General features: G+C 41.2%; 19 protein-coding genes. 7 read left to right on the top strand and 12 right to left on the bottom strand.

Features of this window, described 5'->3' with window-relative positions; translation table 11 throughout:
* Positions 1-10: 10 nt before the first annotated feature.
* The 5 genes from IEY40_RS18045 to IEY40_RS18025 all read right to left on the bottom strand — a co-directional run bounded on the left by IEY40_RS18045 (position 11) and on the right by IEY40_RS18025 (position 3,854).
* On the bottom strand, positions 11-208 hold the full coding sequence (locus IEY40_RS18045) for a formate dehydrogenase (protein ID WP_188958675.1): 198 nt from the start codon (positions 206-208) through the stop codon (positions 11-13).
* Between the two features lie 51 nt (positions 209-259).
* Positions 260-925, bottom strand: coding sequence for a TorD/DmsD family molecular chaperone (locus tag IEY40_RS18040; protein WP_188958673.1), 666 nt, complete (start codon positions 923-925; stop codon positions 260-262).
* Between the two features lie 10 nt (positions 926-935).
* Positions 936-2,621 carry a 4Fe-4S binding protein gene (locus tag IEY40_RS18035; protein ID WP_188958671.1) on the bottom strand — a complete coding sequence of 562 codons (1,686 nt, stop codon included), beginning with the start codon at positions 2,619-2,621 and terminating at the stop codon, positions 936-938.
* A 142-nt stretch (positions 2,622-2,763) separates the two neighbouring features.
* Positions 2,764-3,390 carry a DUF3306 domain-containing protein gene (locus IEY40_RS18030; RefSeq protein WP_188958669.1) on the bottom strand — a complete coding sequence of 209 codons (627 nt, stop codon included), beginning with the start codon at positions 3,388-3,390 and terminating at the stop codon, positions 2,764-2,766.
* Positions 3,387-3,854 (bottom strand): DUF3305 domain-containing protein, encoded by a 468-nt coding sequence (locus IEY40_RS18025; RefSeq protein ID WP_188958666.1) that lies wholly within the window; start codon positions 3,852-3,854, stop codon positions 3,387-3,389. Before IEY40_RS18025 ends, IEY40_RS18030 begins: the two co-directional genes overlap by 4 nt.
* Before the next feature lie 341 nt (positions 3,855-4,195).
* Here IEY40_RS18025 and IEY40_RS18020 point away from each other — a divergent pair, with 341 nt between their 5' ends.
* Positions 4,196-5,065, top strand: a complete 870-nt coding sequence (locus IEY40_RS18020; protein ID WP_188958664.1) for a formate dehydrogenase accessory sulfurtransferase FdhD — start codon at positions 4,196-4,198, stop codon at positions 5,063-5,065.
* A gap of 8 nt (positions 5,066-5,073) precedes the next feature.
* Here IEY40_RS18020 and rlmF read toward each other — a convergent pair whose 3' ends face one another.
* Together rlmF and IEY40_RS18010 are read right to left on the bottom strand one after the other, a co-directional pair.
* The gene (gene rlmF / locus IEY40_RS18015; RefSeq protein ID WP_188958662.1) at positions 5,074-6,129 is read right to left on the bottom strand and encodes a 23S rRNA (adenine(1618)-N(6))-methyltransferase RlmF; all 1,056 of its coding nucleotides are present in this window, start codon (positions 6,127-6,129) and stop codon (positions 5,074-5,076) included.
* Positions 6,129-6,527: a flagellar basal body-associated protein FliL gene (locus tag IEY40_RS18010; protein WP_188958660.1), complete on the bottom strand. Its 399-nt coding sequence runs from the start codon at positions 6,525-6,527 to the stop codon at positions 6,129-6,131. The genes rlmF and IEY40_RS18010 overlap by 1 nt, the downstream gene beginning before the upstream one ends.
* 126 nt (positions 6,528-6,653) lie before the next feature.
* On the opposite strand from IEY40_RS18010, the gene IEY40_RS18005 reads away from it, so the two are divergent.
* On the top strand, positions 6,654-7,220 hold the full coding sequence (locus tag IEY40_RS18005; protein WP_188958658.1) for a chorismate--pyruvate lyase family protein: 567 nt from the start codon (positions 6,654-6,656) through the stop codon (positions 7,218-7,220).
* 74 nt (positions 7,221-7,294) lie between these two features.
* Here IEY40_RS18005 and IEY40_RS18000 read toward each other — a convergent pair whose 3' ends face one another.
* From IEY40_RS18000 to IEY40_RS17990, 3 genes are all read right to left on the bottom strand, one after another.
* Positions 7,295-10,147 (bottom strand): immune inhibitor A domain-containing protein, encoded by a 2,853-nt coding sequence (locus IEY40_RS18000; RefSeq protein WP_188958656.1) that lies wholly within the window; start codon positions 10,145-10,147, stop codon positions 7,295-7,297.
* Complete coding sequence (locus IEY40_RS17995; RefSeq protein ID WP_188958654.1) at positions 10,147-10,452, bottom strand: hypothetical protein; 306 nt, start codon at positions 10,450-10,452, stop codon at positions 10,147-10,149. Before IEY40_RS17995 ends, IEY40_RS18000 begins: the two co-directional genes overlap by 1 nt.
* A 191-nt stretch (positions 10,453-10,643) precedes the next feature.
* Positions 10,644-11,240, bottom strand: coding sequence for a YhgN family NAAT transporter (locus tag IEY40_RS17990; RefSeq protein ID WP_188958653.1), 597 nt, complete (start codon positions 11,238-11,240; stop codon positions 10,644-10,646).
* Positions 11,241-11,505: 265 nt separating this feature from the next.
* Here IEY40_RS17990 and IEY40_RS17985 point away from each other — a divergent pair, with 265 nt between their 5' ends.
* From IEY40_RS17985 to hemN, 3 genes are all read left to right on the top strand, one after another.
* Complete coding sequence (locus IEY40_RS17985) at positions 11,506-13,149, top strand: metal transporter (protein WP_188958652.1); 1,644 nt, start codon at positions 11,506-11,508, stop codon at positions 13,147-13,149.
* Between the two features lie 59 nt (positions 13,150-13,208).
* Positions 13,209-13,958, top strand: coding sequence for an NRDE family protein (locus tag IEY40_RS17980; protein ID WP_188958651.1), 750 nt, complete (start codon positions 13,209-13,211; stop codon positions 13,956-13,958).
* Between the two features lie 184 nt (positions 13,959-14,142).
* Entirely contained in the window at positions 14,143-15,519 is a 1,377-nt protein-coding gene (gene hemN / locus IEY40_RS17975; protein ID WP_188958649.1) for an oxygen-independent coproporphyrinogen III oxidase, read from the top strand.
* A 105-nt stretch (positions 15,520-15,624) separates the two neighbouring features.
* Here the strand turns inward: hemN and add are convergent, their stop codons facing one another.
* Positions 15,625-16,623 carry an adenosine deaminase gene (add, locus tag IEY40_RS17970; RefSeq protein WP_188958647.1) on the bottom strand — a complete coding sequence of 333 codons (999 nt, stop codon included), beginning with the start codon at positions 16,621-16,623 and terminating at the stop codon, positions 15,625-15,627.
* A 221-nt stretch (positions 16,624-16,844) separates the two neighbouring features.
* Between add and IEY40_RS17965 the strand changes: the two genes are divergently transcribed.
* Both IEY40_RS17965 and IEY40_RS17960 read left to right on the top strand, forming a co-directional pair.
* Positions 16,845-18,662: a DUF885 domain-containing protein gene (locus IEY40_RS17965; protein ID WP_188958645.1), complete on the top strand. Its 1,818-nt coding sequence runs from the start codon at positions 16,845-16,847 to the stop codon at positions 18,660-18,662.
* 59 nt (positions 18,663-18,721) lie between these two features.
* The gene (locus IEY40_RS17960) at positions 18,722-19,696 is read left to right on the top strand and encodes an alpha/beta fold hydrolase (protein WP_188958643.1); all 975 of its coding nucleotides are present in this window, start codon (positions 18,722-18,724) and stop codon (positions 19,694-19,696) included.
* Here the strand turns inward: IEY40_RS17960 and IEY40_RS17955 are convergent.
* Positions 19,662-21,983 (bottom strand): putative bifunctional diguanylate cyclase/phosphodiesterase, encoded by a 2,322-nt coding sequence (locus IEY40_RS17955; protein ID WP_229777155.1) that lies wholly within the window; start codon positions 21,981-21,983, stop codon positions 19,662-19,664. The genes IEY40_RS17960 and IEY40_RS17955 overlap by 35 nt on opposite strands.
* Positions 21,984-22,932 lie beyond the last annotated feature (949 nt).

Below are 22,932 nucleotides of genomic sequence, written 5' to 3'. Positions count from 1 at the left end.
CTCTCCTTTGTTATTTACTTAACGAAGCATAATAATTACGAATATGCTCTGTTTCGCGGTAGTTATTGCCCGTAGGCTCTTGTGTAGACGGTTTAGTTACTTGGGCAAGTGCGGGTGCACTTACACTAGCAACAGCACCTGCCGCACTGCCGAGCGCTAATGCTTTTAGCATTTGGCGACGACCCATGTCGGAAGCTTGCTTCTTCATAATGTCTCCTTGTTGATAAAAAGATGAGGCTCATTGCAGCCACCATCACGTTTAGTTAATTTGCACAGCCTGTTCATCAATCGGTTCAAGGTCAGTACTACCTGGACAGTTCACCGGAATGTTTAAACTCAGTTGTTCAAATTCGTTTGCTTCTGCCGTAAAAAAGGCATTCGCGAGTTGCGCAACCGCAACGTAAAAATGGGCACTAGGTGTTTTAGCTAAATTATTGCAAAAACGAATAATCCAACTACTTATATGACGTTGATAAAACGCCAATTGTCGGTACCCAGGAGCTTCTAAAATAAGACAGCCCATCACTTCGCATAACGCGGCAACATGATCTTCTGGTTCTTTGACGGTTTCTTCACGTTCAAAGCCAAGTTGCATTAAGTCACTACGTAATGCAGCTAAAGGTTTGTCCATTAATGAACCCGTCATAAACCAACTGCCATAAGGCATAATCTCACCGCTGCCAACGCCTAAGAAAATAGCAAAATATTCATCTTCTAGGGTATCGGTATCACTTTTTTGTGCTGCTTGCTTCAATGCTATCCAGGCATCGCTCATAGCGTTGCCTTCTTCGACGTCTATGTCTAAATCAGCTAAAAACTGCAATAACTCGGCACTCGGCTGGCGGCGCATTAGCGCGGCCAACAACTGATAAATATCAGCTCTTAATTGGTCGTTTTCGCTTATTTGTCTCACTGTTTCTGTCATAGCAGATCTCTTATTGCAATTGCTTTTCTGGATCGTCAAGGATGTCTTCAAACATGTCTTTTACACGGCAATCGCCACACATTTTCAAACGTTCTATATTGGCGCTAAACGCACTGTGCGCGCCGACCATTTCGACCATTTTATGTATCATAGATTGGGTGGCAAATTCGCTACCGCAACGAATACACTCAAATGGAGGCTCTTCTTTTAGTATTTGGACTTGCTGACGCTGTTGTGGATTAAAGTTGATTTGAGCCACTAAACTAATGACTTTTTCAGGGCAAGCTGCTTCACACAAACCACATTGCACACAGTCTTGCTCAATGAATTTAAGTGCAGGTGTATCCCCACCATCTTTCAATGCTTGGGTAGGACATGTCGCAACGCACGACATACATAACGTACATTTGTCGCTATTGATGTTCACAACACCGTAAGGAATATTGGCCAGCGCGAATACATTATCAACCGCAGCTGCCTGACTATTTAGATGGTCAATTGCTTGAAACAACAAGCTGCGCTTGGCATTAGTTGTAGGGGTTATATCAGCCGGATTAACAACCATAGGCATAATCACAGGCCATGCGAGGCTGATAGCTAATGATGGATATAAATCGGCAAGATCGTCTGGGCTAATTAAGCGAATACGCTGTGGTTGTCCCATTTCATCTAAAATACGATTCGCTAACGCTAATTCGCCATTGAGCATTTGCGTTAACGTTGGCGCAGTCAGTGCTGTATTTAAAATAAGGAGCTCACGAGCACCATAAGCTAACGTGGTCATCCAATGATCAATACTGGCTACGGTAATTTCTTCCATTGCCACGGGTAACACATCGCCACTTAATTCGTCGGTAATATACTGAGCACCGGCTTCGTTGTCGTGAAATAACACTACTGGCGCTGTCTGTGCTTGCTGGCGATAACGGCTTACTAACTTTTCAAGATAAGTATGTAATGATTTAGGTGTAGGTAAATCGTAACTTAATGCTCCGGTTGGACAAGCATTAGTACAGCTACCGGCACCATGGCAAAGATAAGGATCAATTTCAATTTTTTGCGCTACGCTGCTAATGGCATCGGCAGGGCAAAAATTTAAACATCGATTACAGCCATTCAAGCCATGTTTGTTATGAGCACAAATATCGTGATTAACTTTTACATATCGCGGCTTATCAAACTGCCCGACTAAATCAGGTATTTGCTCAAGAGCATCTGCCAGTAATGCTTTGTCTTGGCCAACGTAAAAATACCCAGGTGGTAACATTTCTAAGTTAATACTTGGGCTGTGGCTTAAGTCGAGCACGATATCGAAGTGTGCTTGGCGAATAGCCACAACACTTAGTTCACTGACACCATTATCGCCTTCAACTTTTACCTGAAATTGACCTAAAAAGCCTTTAATACTTACCAATTTATTGTAGTAGCTCTCAACTTGAGTAGCAGCATTCATTACCGCTTCAAGGTGTGCTTCATCTTGGCTTGTAATCGCTTCATTGGCTAAAATGACACAGCTACTCATAGTGGACAATTTGTCCGCGGCTAAACGAGCAAGGTCTTCTGGGCCAATGACTAACACATTACCTTGAGTGGTATAGCTGACTGTTGGCGGGATCAGATTTTGTAAAATCTGGGTACTTGCCATAACCTGTTGCCGAGCTTGTTTCAGCATAGGCTGGTTTTTTATTATGCTCATTGCGTTCCTAATATCGATTTTTGTCTCTGGTTAATCACAAGGCTCACGGTGCAATTAACACTTTTTATTTATATCAACTCAGCAAATCGACTGACTGCATAACCGATCACATATCAATATCATATCGGCTGAATATGGTCTGTTAGCCTTTAGCCTCATCACTGGCAAAGACTGGCTCAAGTAGGTCATCATCCTGTACTTGGGCGTTAGCCGATAACGTTTCCGATTGCTGAGTAATGACTAACGACTCATCAACTTCTGTCGATTCTGTTTCACTGCTTATTTGGGTTGCCACTGCTTCATCACTAGCCATTTCGGCCTCAGAATCAGCAAGCAATTCATCTTCCGCAGTCTCTGTTTTTTCAACCACATAACGAAACACTTTACTGGCTAACTCTGCCGAAACATCAGCAGACAAAATAGGTTGATTGCTGTAATCCAATGCATATTCTAATAAACCGTCAATATGACCGTATTGTGGTTGTTTCCATAAGGCGCGCAATGCGGCAGCCTTAGCGGTTGGATCAACATTTTTAGCCATAAATCGGGCAAAACTACCGCCCACTTCAATAGTGCTTGGGTCGGGTAACGGCTCCTCTTCAGGACTTACATCCGGTAACGCATCGTCAAGTTCTGCAGGCTCTGTTGCTTCGGATACCAGCTCAAGCGATTCATTAGCCTGAGTATCAAGTGCTTGCTGCTCAGCTTCTGCGGCCACTCGCTGACGACGTAATTCCCAACGACTCAATAATCCGTCTTGACTGCTCATTGCATATTCCCGGGACGGTTTGCACTTGGACCTTCATTTTTACGACGATTTACATGTTTACGACGATGAGCGCTAATTTCAACTTCACCATGGCGAGTAATGAACGCCTCAATCCAACATGCAATAGCGCTAGGCATCGGAATGTTCAATACAGGCGTGTCTGATTCTAGACAGCCGGCACTCACGTGTTGATCGGCAGAGATAATCGCAGGTATCCATGTACCATCACTGAGTTCATCGCACACTATGTATAACGTTGGGTTATTCATATCGAGGTTAATTCGGTAGCTACCACGCTGATCTTTATAAAGTTCAAGCGGAATTAGCACCGCATTATCAGGTTTGGGTTGTGTTGCTGGCACCATGTGCTCAAGCTCCCAGCGAACCGATGTCCAGCGCCCAGTTTGCACTTGCACTTTTTTAAGTGACACATACATCGGCCATATCTTGTCGGTATGTTGCATATTGATGCTGACCTCTGAGTAGATGACGCGCTAAATAAGCCACGTGTGATTGAATTGCTATACTTAAAGATAGAGCAATAATGATGCCAACTAAAAAGTAAAATTAACTTTGAACTTGATCTCAATTTACCTATTAACAATAGGACATTCTGTCCACATCGCAATAACAACTGGGACATTAATACACGTTAAAAGTATTGATTTGTTGAAGATTTGCGCTAGATCACGCTTAAGTAAGATGTTTTCAGTTTAGGGAATAATAATTGCTATGCTAATAAACCTATGAGGCCATTTACACGTGCCGAACCTATCCATAAAAAGACACTTCAAGAGGCTTACTTATGACCCAATCTGCTTCGGCAATGTCCTCAGCACGCAAACCCGTTAAATTTGTAAAAACAGCCACTCAAGTTCCATTAACTATTGCGGTTAAAGCGGTGGATGACCAAGGAGTTGTGGTCGATAAGTTTGTCGCCTGCGAACGACCGCTCACAGTGTATTTAAATTGGCGCCCCATAGTAACGTTAATGACATTAGGTGCAAAACCTGAGTCATTGACAATTGGCTACCTAAAAAACCAAGGGTTTATTAGCGACTTAAGCTTATTAGAGTCTGTTATTGTCGATTGGGATGTCAATTCTGCAGCGGTGATTACGCAAGAAATATCGGAAGATATTGAGCAAAAGTTGTCGGAAAAAACCGTTACATCTGGCTGTGGACAAGGCACTGTTTACGGTGGGTTTCTGCAAGGTTTAGATGAGATATCGTTACCAACGCCAGCCTTAAAACAATCAACTATTTACGCTTTGCTTAATAACATTAATGCTTATAACGAAACCTACAAAAATGCAGGAGCTGTGCATGGATGTGGGATCTGCCAGCACGACAAAATACTCGCTTTTGTTGAAGATGTAGGCCGCCATAATGCCGTTGATACCCTGGCAGGTGACATGTGGTTAGAACAACAAGCTGGGGGAGACAAAATATTCTATACTACTGGCAGATTAACGTCCGAAATGGTCATTAAAGTAGCCAAAATGGGTATACCTGTTTTGTTGTCACGCAGTGGTGTAACCCAAATGGGATTAGATTTGGCTATGCAACTGGGGATTACCTTAATTGCACGTGCCAAAGGACGCCATTTTTTAGTGTATCACGGTAGTGAGACAATAGAGTTTGATGCCCTTAAAAACGAAGCGAACCATAATTAATCTTGTAATTAGCCCCGTAACTTAGCCCAATGCTGGCGAAGTTTTGCGGGGATAAAACTCCATACCAAAATTCGAGTAATTTTGTTACCTTGAGTCATTTCAATTGTGGTTACCTCTGCCGCATGTAAGTGTTTTAGTAATTGGTAACACGGCTTAAGGTTATCAGATTTGGACACTAATGAAGTAAACCACAGTACTTGACTGGCGTATTCTTTGCTTTGGGTGATCATGTCAGCCAAAAATTGCGCTTCGCCACCATCACACCATAATTCCGCTTTTTGACCGCCAAAATTCAACTTAGGGCTTGCTTGTGCTGCGGCCAAATTGTGTGATTTTTTACCGTGTTTTTGCTGTTGGCTTTTAGCCAAGTTCGTCACTTTACGTAACGAGCCTGCTGATGCTTCAGCTAAAGAACGATGAAATGGTGGATTACACATGGTGACATCAAAACGTTCATTACCTGCAATAATGCCTTTGAAAATATGTTGCGGTGTAGATTGCAGCCTTAACTGCAAGTTAGCATCAATACTGGGGTTTTGTTTCGCAATTTTCGCTACATTGTCAATCGATACAGGATCAATATCAGATGCGACAAACTGCCATCCGTAAGTCTGAATACCTAGCAACGGGTATATACCATTAGCACCAGTACCAATATCTAGAGCGCGAATGTTCGGCCCATGAATAAGTTGTCCTTTTGGCGCTAACAAGTCGGCAATGTAGTGTAAATAATCAACACGACCAGGAACTGGCGGGCACAAATATCCCTTAGGAATATCCCAGTTTTCAATCTTGTAGTCACTGAGTAGTAAGGCCGAATTTAAGCATTTTACCGCGTCAGGATCAGCAAAATCGATTGACGGATTACCATAGGGATTAGCACGTACAAAGCCGCTTAATGATGGCATTGCCGTGACTAACGCAGCAAAATCATAACCATGTTGATGGGCATTTCGCGGATGCAGTTTTTTCGATATGCTAGCGTTATTCGATACTTTCTTTTGAAGTGTTGGCGAGCGTTTCGCGTTTAGCTCGGCTCGCCCCGCAGGATTTGAACGCATCATTAATCGTATAAATACTTAGTAAATAACAGGTTCACCACTATCGCTTTTCCGACTTCTTGTTCCATTAAACGATTTACCGTCTCGTAGCACTCACGGCGGATTTCTTCACGGCCCGACAATGATTTCACTTTATCTTCGGCCTGATTTCCTAAAATTTCGACTATAGCAGAACGTAAAAGTGGATCGTGATGCTCTAAACTAACCAAATCATTAGGATCTTTTACCATCAGCTCTACACTAATTTTAACAAAGCCTAATTTTTTACGGTTAGATATGTAATTAGTGACGATATCAGGCTCAAAACCATAATATGCATAATCCTCGACGCCTTCATCTGCTGCGTGTACATGAAATGCTGCGCAACATAATATAACTAACGTTGAAAGCCATTTTTTCATAATAAGAGACACTCCTAAAGATGTAACGTTAATTAAATCGGCCATGTTGCTCACACCTTGAGGCGTGTTTGGTTATTCACGACATGATAGACTATTGCTGTTGAGGTATATTGTAACGAGTTTTAGATGAACGTGACCAGTGTTAGCTTTCCATATGGTGAATCAATTCATTGGTTTTCGCCACAAAAAATCCAATCATTACCGGATAACCAGCTTAAAGACTGGTTATTAGCCACAGGCAGTTTAACTCAACGCCTCAAAACGCATTGTACTCATTTTGAAGTCAAAATATTAGGCGAGCACTTACTCACCCCTCTACAAGATGAGTTTCCAAGTCATCGCGAGCCAGTATGGATCCGTGAAGTGTTATTATGCCTAGACGGCACTCCATGGGTATTTGCCCGCACGTTGATCCCGCAAAATATTTTGGACTCGACCCGCAACCAATTTACTCACCTTGGCACTCGACCATTAGGTGAGCTGTTATTTACTAGCCCAGATATAACACCGGGCAATATTGAAGTTGCACAGTTTGAAACCTGCGGCCGCCTTGCCGCATTAGCCACCAGCTTAAATCAGCAAGTTGACGCCAGTTTATGGGGAAGAAGACGTTATTTTAACTTGCATGACTCGCAGTTAATCGTTAGCGAGATTTTTTTACCTGCCGCTGTTGAGCACATCAATAATGTCTAGCTGATACTGATATAACACCCACAAAAATGCCCACTCACAATGTGATGGGCATTTTGTATACAGTCAAAGAATGTTTAATTAACTCGTTTGCGTAAAGTCCCGACTAAAACGAGTAACATCATGCTTAACCACCCTAAACTACCGCCACCACTGCTACTGTCTGTAGATGTGGTGGTAGGGGCTGTCGGTGTTGTAGTAACTGCAACTGTCACGGTAACATTTTGACTCACGCTTGATTCATTACCTAATGAGTCAGTCGCCACTAATATCACAGCGTAAGTGCCGCTCTGGGTATAAGTGTAACTCGGGCTTTGTGCTGTACTTGAGGCACTACCATCACCAAAATTCCATAGGTAAGTGAGCCCACCAAACCCCTGAGTTGAATTATTTGTCATACTTACGCTTGCATCAGTTTGAGTTAAGGTAAATGCAGCCACTGGCGCAATAACAACCCTTACCGTTTTAGTTGCATTAACCGTGTTACCAGCACTGTCGGTAACGAGCACATTAACAATGTAATCACCTGAGGCCGGATATGTATAACTTGGGGAACTTGCGGTACTGGTGGCGTTACTTACGCCAAATGACCATGCATAGGTATAACCACTGCCGCCACTCACTGCAGCACTAAAATTCACTTTGGCACCAGTGACCTCAGCCGTAATATCAGCCGTTAAGTCTACCTCAGGCAAAATACTGCCATCAGCTAATGCAAACTCAACCGTTGCACTACTACTGTCGTTTGCTTGCTCGGTAACCAGCATGGTTAACCCTAACTCTGGAATTATCATCCCTGCCTGTGGTTTAAGCGGAGCGCTGTAATCACGGCTATCATCAAATAATGATTCGGCATCTAAATGGGTGTCGCCAGAATAAGCACTTTGAGCATATAAACTAAAAGCTGCATCACGAACCTGAACCTCAGTACCTCTGGTGCCAATAAGGTTTTGGTCGGCATCAATTACACCAATCAATCCTTCTCCAGGATGTTCTGATACATTGTTATCGTACTGGTTAAAGTTTTCTAACCATAACAATACGCCTGGTACATATTTACTGTAAGCTAACCCCGCATCAATACCTTGGTGGCTTCGTAATTGTACAATGTAGCGCCTAGCTTGACCCGGCAGGCTATCATCTATTCGACTAAACCCTGCTAAAATAGCGACATCGCTGGCTTCAGCGCCATCAACATAAAAAGCATTACCTTGATTAGTAAGCTGAATATCATCAATTGCCATACCGTACTCACCTACGGCTTCATCCGTTTTGTACACAACACTGATTTGTACATTACGCCCTGCATAAACACTGAGGTCAAAACTTAAATCAACCCAATTATCAGCCCCTGATGACGTCGCAATGTCGCTAGACTGGCCACTAATGAAGTTCTTTACTGTGGGATAAACCGTATTATTGTTGCTGGTATAGTTACCTTCAATTGCGACACTGTCGACTAGCACCTGTACATAGTCATAGTCTTCTTCAATGTCCCAATGTGCCTTAAAGGTTAATGCAAGCGGTGTCTCTAACGGTAATGTCACATCAAAAGACATGGCATTATTGAGCATATTTCCTTGACCTGAATAATACTGATACTCCCCTGTAAAAGGGGCTTTAAACGGTACACCTTGTGCTGGAAGCGCTATCGATAATTGGTTTACCGCATCGGTATTAGTTGCATGATTAAGCTGTACAGATGTACCGCTGCTAGTTAAATTTGCTAGCGAAACATTTTGCTCGTTAACCCATTTACCTTTATATTTTTGCTGTAAATAAGACTTCGCATATGGGCTAAAGCCACTAGGTTGTGAACCTGCAATACTGCCAGTCCAACTGCCACCAGACATCAACGACCATTCGCCAACAGGTGAACCATCACCACTGTTTGTTGTGTCATATTCGTCGGGTAGACCTAAATCATGACCGAACTCATGAGTACACACCCCAGCAGCTGAGTCGATTGGCTGCACGGTATAACCAAACACTTTTAAGCCTCGCCCTGGAATGCTGTAACCATTTGTAGCCGAATCGACATAATACCTGTGCGACCAAATCGCATCGTCACCTAAAATACCACCACCGGCTTCTTCACCTATACTTGAGTGAAATAGCATTACGTGATCGATAATACCATCGGCTTCATCGTAGTTACCGTCACCATCTAAATCATATGGGTCTTCAATATCATAACTATTGAGTTCAGTATCGCTCATCCCCTCAATCGCTTTCACAACGGATTCTTTCACTAACTCAGGTACCGCTTTGTCGTCTTCATCCTCATTATTACCGCCGTAGTATGCGGCATTGTTATTTGCGGTAACCCAGTCTTGAACCTGGCCAGTAAAAAAGAAACTATTACCTGATGCGGCCTGAAAGTATTGATACGCCGATTGCAGCGTTTGACTATTGGGGCCTGCAAAACCGGTTTCTGAAAACAATAATTGTTGATAATGCGATGCCGGATAGCTGCTGTAATACATATCGGTATCGCCAACAGCAAGTTGATTCGCATCGTGTGGTAAATCAGGAAAGTCCACCAGCACAGCTAGCACTTTTACTGTTTTAGTAATGTCTTGGTCAGCCAACACTTTATTATTAACGGCTACATACTGGGCACTTTTTGTGCTTTTTTGCGCGGCTTGTTGAAGACGCATTTGTTCCGCTTTGACTTCAATCGCCGCGGGTTTAAATTTAGCGTCACGACCACGGCTAACAAAAGCATCAATGGCGGCTTGTTTTTCTTGCTCAGTCGCATCAGCAGCCAGCTCACCACGCTTGATTAACCAATACAGCACTTGCTGTTCGTTAATGAGTGCGCCATCTGCTGGCGTGCCTGTTTGTGGGGCCGCTAGTGCTGATGCACTGCAACATGCCAACAATAAAGTGGAAATAGCAAAACTTTGATATTTAGTTAACTTACTCATTACGACTTACCTGTATTGGGTGTAGGTTTGTGGCATTTTTCAAATGCTTTTTGACGCTTGGTAATATAAGCGGCAACTGTTTTATCTATTTGTGCTTGATCCATATCATCAGTTATTAAGCCTTTCTCACGCAGGTTCTCAATTAATTTACTGCGATCACGTATTGGTGGCATCCCACTGGGACCACAGTCTTTAATCAATGGCTTGGTGGCAGCCACAACGGGTACAGGTTCTGCTGTTGATTGATGTTGGCACCCTTGCACACTCAGCATGGCAAGTCCCAACAAGAAGAAAATAGACTTCATAAATCACCCCAAACAATAATTACATGACATTAACAGCTGCAACTATAGGGTTACAATTAAAGTTAGACATTCTTTAATGTAAATGTGACCGTTCGATTAAAAAGTAGTAAATAAATCATTGCGAGGGCTTAACAAAGTAAAAAAACCGACTCATTTAAGTCGGCTTTAAAAGTAAATGCTCTCAATTGGGATTAACTTGCGGTGTGGCTTATATAATTTGAAATACCATCTAGGAGCATTTGCACTGAAATCATCACCAAAACCATACCCATTAGACGTTCAACGGCGGTGAGGCCTTTTTCACCTAATATGCGAGTAAACAATTTATAAAACATTAATATAAATGCACTTAGTGCCCAAGCTGACACCAGTGCAATAGTCCAATCAATCATGCGGCTACTGTCGGTGTGTGCTAATAATATTAATGCCGCCAAAATAGACGGGCCAGCCATTAAAGGTATAGCCATCGGAACAATAAAAGGCTCTTCACCTGCTGCTAAGCCTGCAACACCTCCAGGTGATGGAAAAATCATTTTAATCGCAATTAAAAATAGAATAATCCCACCGGCAATACTGACAGATTCTGAACGCAAATTAAGAAAATTCAAAATAGCTTCGCCAACGTACAAAAATGACAGCATGATAATTAAGGCAAATAACAATTCACGGATTAAGACTCTGCGGCGCTTTTTGGGATCGATGTGGCGCAATATGGAAGCGAAAATAGGTAAATTACCGAGCGGGTCCATAATCAGAAATAACATCACAGCAGCAGAAAAAATATCCATAGACAACAATCTTTTAATTTGTAAAACAATGGTTATATTGTATACCGAAACCACCACAACAATCGATGAAATGGCTCAGTTATTCATGTATTCTGTGGTCAATTACACTGCAAACACCTCGGACTAAAGCTTATTGCAAAAGATAGGATATTACTCACATTGCCTATTTTAGGTAAATTTTTCAGCTTGAGATGATTCGCACGCTACAACAGAATTGAAAAATGTTATACTGCGGTGTTTTTTTTCGATTGAATCCTTGGATAACATGCTCTATCTCATCGCTAGCTGTATCGCATTATTATTTGGGCCGCTTTTTTATCGCTACTTTTCATCGGGAAGTGGGCTACAAAAAGGCCTAGACGGTTTTATCTTCGTCTCGCTAGGCGGGCTAGTGCTCATCCATATTTTGCCTGAACTACTCGAGCACGGTGGGTTTATCACCTTATTTTTTGTGCTGCTAGGTGTTTGGGGCCCTACGGCAAGCGAAAAACTCTTCCATCGTTATTCAAATATTACCCACAACATTACCCTCATACTCGGTATTGGCGGCCTATTGCTGCACACTATAACCGATGGCGGCGCAATGGTACTTGCACAGCAAGAAGGCAACTCAACCCTACTTGCGCTAGGTGTGATTATGCACCGCTTACCCGTTGGTGTTGCGATTTGGTGGTTATTAAAGCCTCAGGTTGGGACGCGCTGGGCGAGTGTTGTATTAGCTGCAATGATGGTATTAACCGCGGTAGGCTACTTTGCTGGTGAGCATTTACTAACTCAATTGAGTTTAGAAAATACCGTTTATCTGCAAGCTTTTGTCACAGGCTCTATCTTGCATGTGGTGCTACATCAACCTCATGGCCACCAGCACGAAGACAAGCAAGGGAAATATCAGTATCAAGCGGGTATTGGCAGTTTATTGGGCTTAGGTTTGTTGGCGTTATTATTGTTGATGGACACCGGTGGTCACGAGCATGCACATCAAGACCATGGTTCTGAACAATTTGTGAGTTGGTTATTAACCATTTCACCTATTTTATTAGTAAGTTACGTTATCGCGACATCACGTTTCGCACTGGGTTTACGTCCGTCACACGCTTCATTGGGATTACGTTGGCTACAACGCCTTGCGGGGCCAGAAGCCTTATTGGTTACCCTGTTATTGCTGGGGCCGTGGTTTGCTTTATACCAAACACTGGGATTACTCGCGATTGGTATATTGATGACAATAACTCAAGTTAAGATTACCGATCCACATCCTGCTTTACCTGATTCGGCTTGGCGTTTTGGTTTTGGTCATTTAGTCGATAGAAGCGCGCCGTGGATTATACTGAGTTTAGTGTTAGCCAATTTAATCGGCCACCCTTCGGTTCCATTAGAAAACCCTGCGTTGCAGGTGTTTATTTTACTTTTAGTCTTTTTACCAATGCGTTTTTGTAACCTAGGCACAGTTATATTAGCCTTGGCGCTTGCTTACAGCGGTTGGAGCGAAATAGCTGTCGCATTTACCCTACTCGCAGCGCCAGTAGTCAGTATTGGTCAGTTAAAACTGATGAATTGGAAACAAGGTTTGATGTTAGGCGGTATTTTGTTAGCGGGCTTAATGGTGGCAGATCAAGTGACATTGGGTTCAACAAACACTCTACATTTACCTGACACAATGAATATTATTGGCTTAATCGCTATCATCTTACTGTTTGGAGCCAGTTTACTTAGATTGGGGCCGAGACAGTTTTTAAGTCGCCTTATGATCAATATAAAAACGGCGCCTCATGTCCATAACCACGCTAAAGGCCATGAACATGATACTGGTCATAGCCAAGGTAGCAGCCAAGGTAGCAGCCATAGTCACAGCCACGAACATTCGCATAGCCACACTCATACCGCGGACAATGATACTCAACATAAATAACCAGTAAATCGATTAATTTATGGTTATGATGGGGTTATCGTCCTTAAACGAGAAACCCCATGTGCATTTTGTTTGTTGCCATTAATACTCACCCAGATTACCCACTGATAGTTTGCGCCAACCGTGATGAATTTCATCATAGAGCAACAGAGCCCGCCTATCGCTGGGCAACGACACCGACTATTTATGCAGGCCAAGATAAACAAGCTGGGGGCACATGGCTTGGGGTAAATGAGCAAGGACAATTTGCAGGTTTAACCAATATAAGAGTGCTTGACCAACAAGATGGTGTTCGTAGCCGTGGGGAGCTAGTGGTTAACGCCTTATGCACCAACGATATAACTCATCAATGGCTTAGCGAACACGCCATGAACTACAATCCTTTCAATCTTGTTTTCCAACAACACGATGAGCTTTATTGCTTCAATAGTAAAACCTTACAAACCAGCAAGCTATCATCTGGATTTCATGCAGTGAGTAATGGTGCCCTAGATGATGTGTGGCCCAAAATGGCCAAAGGACAACAAGCGCTACAGCGTTATATTAATCAAACTGCTGAACCAGATATTGAAGCGTTGCGCGCATTAATGCTCGATACCTCACAACCTGAAGATCACGCACTTCCTAAAACAGGTGTTAGCCTTGAATGGGAAAGAAGACTCTCATCAATTTTTATTAAGCATGACGAATATGGCACCCGCTCAACTAGCATTATGTTGAAACACCGTAATGGCCAAATAACATTTTCAGAGACTCGCTATGACGGTAAGGCGCGTAATTTAGGATCGCAACAGTTTATCATCGGTTAACTTCAATATTTCAGTGAGGCAGACTGTGACGAACACCTCATTATTCACAAAATACCATATCAGTAACGACTAATGTGCCTGAGTTTACGCAGGCAACATTCATTTTTACAACCTAGATCAAGTTAATTTGTTTGTGAACATTGCATACTTCGCCTGTTGCTAATTTACCCCCGGAGGACACGCCTTGAAGCAGCCCACTCAGATTAGTTGGGATCAGTCGATGATCGAAAAATACAATTACAGCGGTCCCCGTTATACTTCTTATCCGACTGCATTAGAATTCGATGACGCCTTTACTGAGCAAGATTTACTGACATCGATTAAAAACAGTAAAACCGACAAACTGTCGTTGTATGTGCATATTCCTTTTTGCGCCAAGCTTTGTTATTACTGTGGTTGTAATAAAATTATTACTCGTCACGCCCACAAAGCAGACCAATACATTGAATATTTAGCCGCTGAGATTGTTAAACGCGCACCGCTATTCAAAAACTACACAGTAACTCAAATGCATTGGGGCGGCGGTACTCCTACCTTCTTGAGTCCTGAGCAAATCCTTAAATTAACAGCGTTGATTAAAGAACACTTTAACTTTGCTGAAGTGGGTGAATACTCAATTGAAGTCGATCCACGCGAAATAGAGCTAACGATGTTAGACACGCTAAAAGAAGCCGGATTCAACCGTGTTTCAATTGGTGTACAAGATTTTAATAAAGATGTTCAAGTGGCGGTAAATCGCGAACAAGATGAGCAATTTATTTTCGATTTAATAGCCAGGGCAAAAGCACTCGGATTTGTATCCACTAACGTTGACCTTATTTATGGTCTACCGCTACAAACACCTGAAAGCTTTGCTAAAACTATCGCGCGTATTATTGAGCTATCGCCAGATCGTTTATCTGTATTCAACTATGCGCATTTACCGTCTCGTTTTGCCGCGCAACGTAAAATTAAAGATATCGATATGCCATCTCCACAACAAAAACTCGATATGTTGCATCAAACAATTGAGTCGTTAACGGGTGCTGGTTATCAATTTATTGGTATGGACCACTTTGCTAAGCCAACAGATGAATTAGCTAAATTACAAAATGCCGGCAAACTGCACCGTAATTTCCAAGGATATACCACACAAGAAGAATGTGACTTATTAGGGTTAGGCGTTTCTTCCATCAGCCAAATTGGTGATTGTTATGCGCAAAACCAAAAGGATATTCGTCCATACTATGAGTCAATTGACGCAAATGGTCATGCATTATGGAAAGGCTGTAGCTTAAATCGCGACGATGAAATCCGCAGAGCAGTCATTAAGCAAATTATTTGTCATTTTGATTTAGACATGGCCAAAATTGAAAACACATTCGATATTCAATTTGAAAGCTATTTTGCAGAAGACTTAAAGTTATTACAGACCTTTATTAACGATAAGCTAGTCGACATTACCGACCGTAAACTTACAGTTAGCACGACCGGTCGTCTATTGATTCGTAATATCTGTATGTGTTTTGATGTATATTATCGTCAAAAAGCCCGTCAACAGCAGTTTTCAAGAGTAATTTAATTTAGATTTTACTTATCTCTGAACATAAAAATAGCCAGCATTTGCTGGCTATTTTGTTATTACTTTATAAGGTTTAGCTCAAAATCTTACAGCATTTACTAAAGACTATTTTGCTTTTTTTGCGTACAGCGCTTTGCGTTCACTATCAGACAAAAAGGCCATTTCAACACCATTACGTTGCAAGGTTGCCAATTGACTATTACTCAAACCCATTTCAGATTTAACTACACGATACTCGTGCGCGATATCAATCGCACTCACTCCTGGGTCATCGGTATTTAAACCAATTAACACACCAGCGTCTAAAAACTTACGCAGCGGATGTACATCATAATTTGCGACGGTTGAAGTATGTAAATTACTGGTTGGGCAAGACTCAATACCAATACGGTGCTTGGCAAGATATTCCATTAGCTTAGGGTCATGAATGGCATTTACGCCATGACCAATTCGTGTAGCACCTAATACATTAATGGCTTGCCACATACTTTCAGCGCCTGCAGCTTCACCCGCATGTGCAGTAATTTGTAATCCTGCATCACGCACACGTTTAAAGTGTTCGGTAAATAAGTCTCCAGGGAAACCAAGCTCATCACCAGCCAAGTCCATTGCAACAATGTTGTCACGGTGAGCTAAAATACCTTCAAGTTCTAAACGGCATTTTTCTTGACCAAAAGAACGCGACATAATACCAATTAGTTTAATTTGGATGTTATGCTCTTTAATACCAGCACGCATGCCATCAATAACAGCTTCAACTACGCCTTCAATCGGTAAATTATGATTCATCGCCATATAATAAGGGCTAAAGCGCAACTCTGCGTAATCTAATCCTTGGGCTGCGGCATCGACAACGTTTTCGTAGGCAACACGTTTAACAGCATCTAAATCCGCCAAAACAGCAACCATCCAATCTAGTTTCTTTAAGAAGTCGACTAAATTGTTTTCTTTACCTTGAATCTGCACAAAAGGTGCAAGTTCTTCTAACGAATTAGCGGGTAACTTAATGCCATGTTGATGGCCTAATTCCCAAATGGTTTTTACGTTAACATTACCGTCTAAGTGACGATGCAAATCAACCAGCGGAATGGTTGTATCTATCATAATTAACCCCTATAAACTTACCCTGCCATTGGTTTGATTTTGTCGGTCAGAGAATAGTATTCAGTTTAACATGTATTTACATTATTTCTGATGACGATTGTTTTTTTCTGAATTCAGTCACAACATATTCACAACTGTGTTTGCGATGTGTTTTTTATGTTGAAATCGGGCATACTCTCAATGAACTAAAGCATACACACAGCCACACTAAAGGACTTTTGATGCGCTTGCTTATCTTACCGGCACTCATTGTATTCAGTTTATTGGGATGCCAAGTTAATACGACACCACAATCTAACGCCGATACTATTGATCGTACCGCCACGTCTAAAACGATTGCTGAACAAGACTTGCAAACACTAATCGACAAAAGTTGGACACTCACTTTAGCGCATTCGCCAGAACTTGCAGCGAGCTTAGGCGATGTTGAAGCGGCCAGTAAACTCACAGACCTTTCACCACACGCTTTAGCGCAAAAGAATCAGCAAACACTCGAGATACTCGATACGCTTAGCAAGCTAAATCGTAAAGATTTATCAAAAGAAAGCATCATTAACGTTAATATGCTGCAAGCGCAATTACAAAACGACGTCGATCTGTATCATTTTAATGACCATTACTTACCCATTACCGCCGAAAGCGGCTTTCATGCCTACATAGCTTCTATAGCAAAATCTCGGTTTAGTCGTATGGAAGACTACCAGCAATATATGGCTAAATTAACATTGATGCCACGCTATTTTGCACAACAGACTTATTGGCTCAAACAAGGTATGGCCAAAGGTATTACACCTGCGAGGGTGACGTTAAATGGTTTTGAAGACAGTATAAGTGCCTTTATTGTCGAACCAGAACAAAGTGGCTACTTTGCACCATTTACTCAATATCCAGATCACTTTAGTGCTACAGAAAAAGCGGCTTTAACCCGGCAAGGGCTAGCACTAGTGTCACACACTGTATTGCCTCTGTATCAGCAGTTTTATGACTTCATGACCCAGCAATATATCCCTAATGCCCGCATCGACATTGCCGCATCAACATTGCCGGACGGTGTCGAGTTTTATCAAAATAGAGTCAATTACTATACTACTGTCAACTTAAGTGCCGAACAAGTACACCAATTAGGACTTCAAGAAGTTGCTAGAATACGCACCGAAATGGATGCGATTATTAAACAAGTTAACTTTAACGGTAGTTTTGCAGATTTTTTACATTTCTTACGTAATGACCCACAGTTTTATCCTAAAACCGCAAAAGAATTACTCAAAGAAGCCGCTTTTATAGCAAAGAAAGCTGATGCTATGCTACCGAAATACTTCGGTAAACTGCCACGTACACCCTATGGTATTGAACCGGTTCCCGCAGAAATAGCGCCTAAGTACACAACAGGTCGTTATTCAGGATCAAACCGTGATGACGAACCTGGATATTATTGGGTCAATACTTACGCATTAGATAAACGCCCTTTATATGAGCTAGAAGCACTGACGCTACACGAAGCAGTACCAGGCCATCACTTACAAATATCACTGAACAAAGAGCTCGCAGATTTACCCAATTTTAGACGTTATAGCTATATTTCAGCATTTGGCGAAGGCTGGGGTTTATATTCTGAATACCTCGGACTGGAAGCAGGTTTTTACCAAGACCCATACAGTAATTTTGGTCGTTTAACATACGAGATGTGGAGGGCTGCAAGGTTAGTTGTTGACACGGGCATGCATGCAAAAGGCTGGACTCGCAAACAAGCAATTGATTTTATGGCCAGTAATACCGCGTTATCAATGCATAATGTTACCACCGAGATTGACCGTTATATTTCATGGCCTGGACAAGCTTTATCATACAAAATCGGTGAATTAACCATTAAACGTTTACGCGCTAAAGCAGAGTCGGCATTAGGGGCTGATTTTGATATTAGAGCTTTTCACGATGCTGTACTTGAAAATGGATCAATCCCAATGTCAGTATTAGAGCAAATGATCGATCAGTTTATTGTGCAACAACAGGCTTTAATAAAAGTTAATAACCAAATTTAACCACCAGATTTAGCACAACAAACAACACTAAAACATATTAACAAGCTGGCTTATAAATAATGCATTACATGAAATTTTCGTCGGAACTCAAATTAAACACCAGCGCTCAGCGCAATTTTTGGCTAGGCGTAATTAAGAGCCATTTTAGTACCCCAGACGGAATAAAAATTGCCTATGCCTACGTTCAACATCCAGATAATAACAAAGCGATAGTGATTAGTAATGGTCGCGTTGAATCATATATAAAATACAAAGAATTGATGTTTGATTTATATCAACAAGGTTTTAGCGTATATGCCTTAGATCATCGAGGACAGGGCTTATCAGATAGGATGACTCATAATCCTCATCAAGGCTATGTTAATAAATTTAGCGATTATACAGACGATCTCAGTCAGTTTATTAATGACGTAGTTACTCCAAATAAGCATACTGAGTTATTTATACTAGCCCACTCAATGGGATGTACTATCGCAACAGACTATATCCAGCAACACCCGACAACATTTACCGCAGCCATTTTTTCGGCCCCTATGCTCGGAATAAAACTGCCTTTTGCAGCAAAAACAGTCCGTTGGTTAGCAAGTAAATTTGATAATAGTCACGTGGTCGACGGAAAAATACATAGTCGTTATGTACTAGGTGGCGGTGCTTACCAAGCGGTGACATTCAAGCGAAATCAATTAACGCACAGTAAGGCGCGCTATCAACAATATCGTAACCAATTTGATGCTACGCCTAAAGCACAGTTGGGTTCGCCAACAAATCGCTGGTTACTTGAAGCTATGTCAGCTGCGCAGAGATGTATTGATTATGCCAAACACAGCCAAACACCCATTTTAATTTTACAGGCAGAAAAAGACAGTATTGTCTGTAACGAAGCACAAAACCTTGCCCTTAGTAGTCGTTGTCACAAGGTTGTTATTGAGGGTGCTTTTCACGAAGTGTTTATCGAAACTGATAACATGCGCAATATTGCGCTGTCTTATACTATGGATTTTATGGCACAACACTCAAAGATAACTGGGTCTTAATTAACTGGATCATATCTTCTTTATCTAGAGGCCGACTAATAATATACCCTTGAAACCAAGTACACTTTGCATGTGTCAACAAATTAAGTTGTTGTTTATTTTCTACTTGCTTAGCAACTACCGGTAACTTTAATTTAGTCGCAAATTCAACTACTGCATTTACAATATTGAATGTCTCCGGGTTATATTCTATTTCATCTAAATATACCGCGGCTAATTTAACCTGAGAAAAATTAATTCCTTGTAATTGATGTACACCACACGATCCGCCACCAAAATCATCCATTGCGATATTAATGCCAAAACCTTGTAATTCTGAAATTTTACCTCTGGCTATATTAGCATTGACCGTAAATATATCTTCCGCTAACTCAAGCTGTAATAAAGATGGTGAAATTTGCGCCGCATTAATCCTATTCATTAAAACATTGACGAAATGGTCCTGATGAAAATGTCTTGAAGAAACATTTAACGACATAATGGGTACGGTGGATTGCGCTTGCTGCAGTGTATTAATCATGTCTAATACCTGATCTAAAGCCCAAAGCTCGAGTTCAAAAATGCAGTCTGTTAATTCTGCAGCAACAATGAATTTAGCCGGACTAATAAAACCAAACTGAGGGTGATACCAGCGCATCAATACCTCTACGCTATGCAGTCGTCCAGCTTGATCTACAACGGGTTGATATACTAACGACATTTGATGGTTACTTATGGCGTCCTTTAACTCGTTTTGTAGTTTAAAAGGTTGAATTTGATTTTTGTCTAGCTGCGGTTCATAAATAGCACAACCATTCGACCGGCTATCTTTTGCTTGCTCTAGGGCGCTATCTGCACGAGCTAATAATACTTGAGGCTCTAAAGACTCAATACCATCAAACACGACTAGGCCTATTCTTGCTGAAATAGATAAGTTTTGTTCTGAAATTGTAAACCCACGACCAATAAGCTGCCTTACCTCACTTGCTAATGCTAAGGCTCGCTTATTTGCTTGATCTATTTCGCTACCCAAATTTTTGGCTAAAATCACAAATTCATCTGCACCAAGTCGAGCCACTAACCCCGCATTCGAAAAATTACCAGACAACCTTGCAGCAATCTGCATTAATAACCTATCACCGAGCTGCCTGCCAAGGGCATCATTAATTAACTTAAAATTATCTAAATTAATCATTAGTAGTGACGAGAATTGGCCTGTTTTTCGACTAAAAACCTGTAAATCATATAGTTCGTCAGCCAAGACTTCTCTATTAATCAAATCAATTAAACCATTATGATTAATTTTATCTACAGAAATACGCTGATTTTTTACATCGCCGGACACATCAGTAATGGTACCAATAATTCTTAATGGTCTACCAGACTCGTCCCACTCAACTATCTTGCCTCGATCAAGAACCCAAATATAGCGACCATCTTTGTGGCGTAAACGATGAACACTTTCATATTCATCATGCTGATTATTAATATAATTCTGTAACGTATTTAAGACTTGTTCTTTGTCATCTCTATGTAAACGAGATTCCCATACTGAGTAATCATTATCTAATTCATAATGTTGATAGCCAAGCATCTCTTTCCAACGATCAGAAACAAACACCTCACCAGTCGCAATGCCCCAATCCCAAATACCATTACGAGCTCCTTCGACAGCAAATAACCATCGTTGCTCAGCATCATTAAGACGCTTTCTACTTCGAGACAAACGACCTTTAACTAAATTTAGATAATCACGGAGATTATTTATTTCAGTTGTTATGCAAATAATATTGTTACTAAAGTCCGGATTATCTAAATTTTTTGCGGCCTGACTGAGTTGGGTTAAAGGCCTAATTAAAACGTAATGCAATAACAAACAGAATAGGGTGAGCACTAACGCCCCAAAACCCCATATTTCAATAAACCTTTTTAATAAACTTTCAGACGCTTCAGACAATAGATTAGCGATATCATATTCAAGATATACAAGCTCAGCGGCATTTGAATAACTAAAACGAGAATTAGAATTAAGCGGGTAATACGCTTGGATTGAGAGGCGATCAAAACTAACATTAATATAAGGTTTATTGTTTGTTATTGATGAGCGATGTTGTTCAGCAGAGTACCCTTCAAGTACATTGCTCGCATTGCTATCACGCCAAATAATATGGTTTGCGTATTGAATTTCACTAGATGAATCCAAAATCACATATACCATCATATTCTGCTCAGTTGAAACAAGTGCGACTTCTTGTTCGATCCGCTCAAAATCTTGAGTCATAACTGCTGACTCAATAACATGGCGCATTCGAAATAGATCCTTTTGGATCTGCTCTGTCTGTCTCAATGCCAACTGATCATTTAATTCTGCGTGCTCATAAAAATACTCCCCACATACCAAAGAGAGGTAAAGGATAAAAAAACATAAAGGAACAAGCACAGATAGAGAAAGTGTTGGCAGCCGAAGCAAAATAAACCCACCCAATTAAATAGATAAATATATGCTAGCGGTAATCTTAGCATTAAGTAAAGAAATAGTTATAGATGTAACCACATAAACGATTAAAAACTGTATATGAATTAATAGCTTTTAAGAAAATAATTGATATTTACATAATTTATCTGATTGCGTTATCGTGATTACAATGCTCAATATTAACATAATGATCGAGTCAAAAACTGAGTAAATTATTAATACGAGCATTGGCGTTAACTACAATAAATAAGTACCTTAAAAACACATTGCTTTTGCAACGGACTTATCACTCTCTTTTCAGAGAAATTAGGCGTCTGGAAATGACCGACTCTCGTATGGGCATGTCAACCACACTAACATCCGTGTTGTTTAGTAGTAAATTTCAGATATATAAAAGCCCGTTGCGTTAGCAACGGACTTTTCACTCTCTTTTCAGAAAAATTAGGCGTCTGGAAGTGACCGACTCTCGTATGGGCATATCGACCACACTCATAACCTTGTTTAGTCGTAAAATTCAGATNGGCTTATCACTCTCTTTTCAGAGAAATTAGGCGTCTGGAAATGAAGCTCTATGGTTTCCAGACAAATTTTTCTATCTAATGCTTATTTAAGCATTAGATAATAATTCGAAAAGCTGATTATGCTTTATTAAAACTTACTTGAGTTATCACACTATTTAAGCGCTCTATTCTAACCACTAAGGTCAGTAAAACCCATCTGGGTTGTATGGTTAAGCCTCACGGGTCATTAGTACAAGTTAGCTCAACGCCTCACAACGCTT

The organism is Shewanella ulleungensis (genome assembly GCF_014648315.1).
In the GTDB taxonomy this organism is placed as follows: Bacteria; Pseudomonadota; Gammaproteobacteria; order Enterobacterales; family Shewanellaceae; genus Shewanella; species Shewanella ulleungensis.
This window is presented reverse-complemented; position numbering and strand designations above follow the sequence as displayed.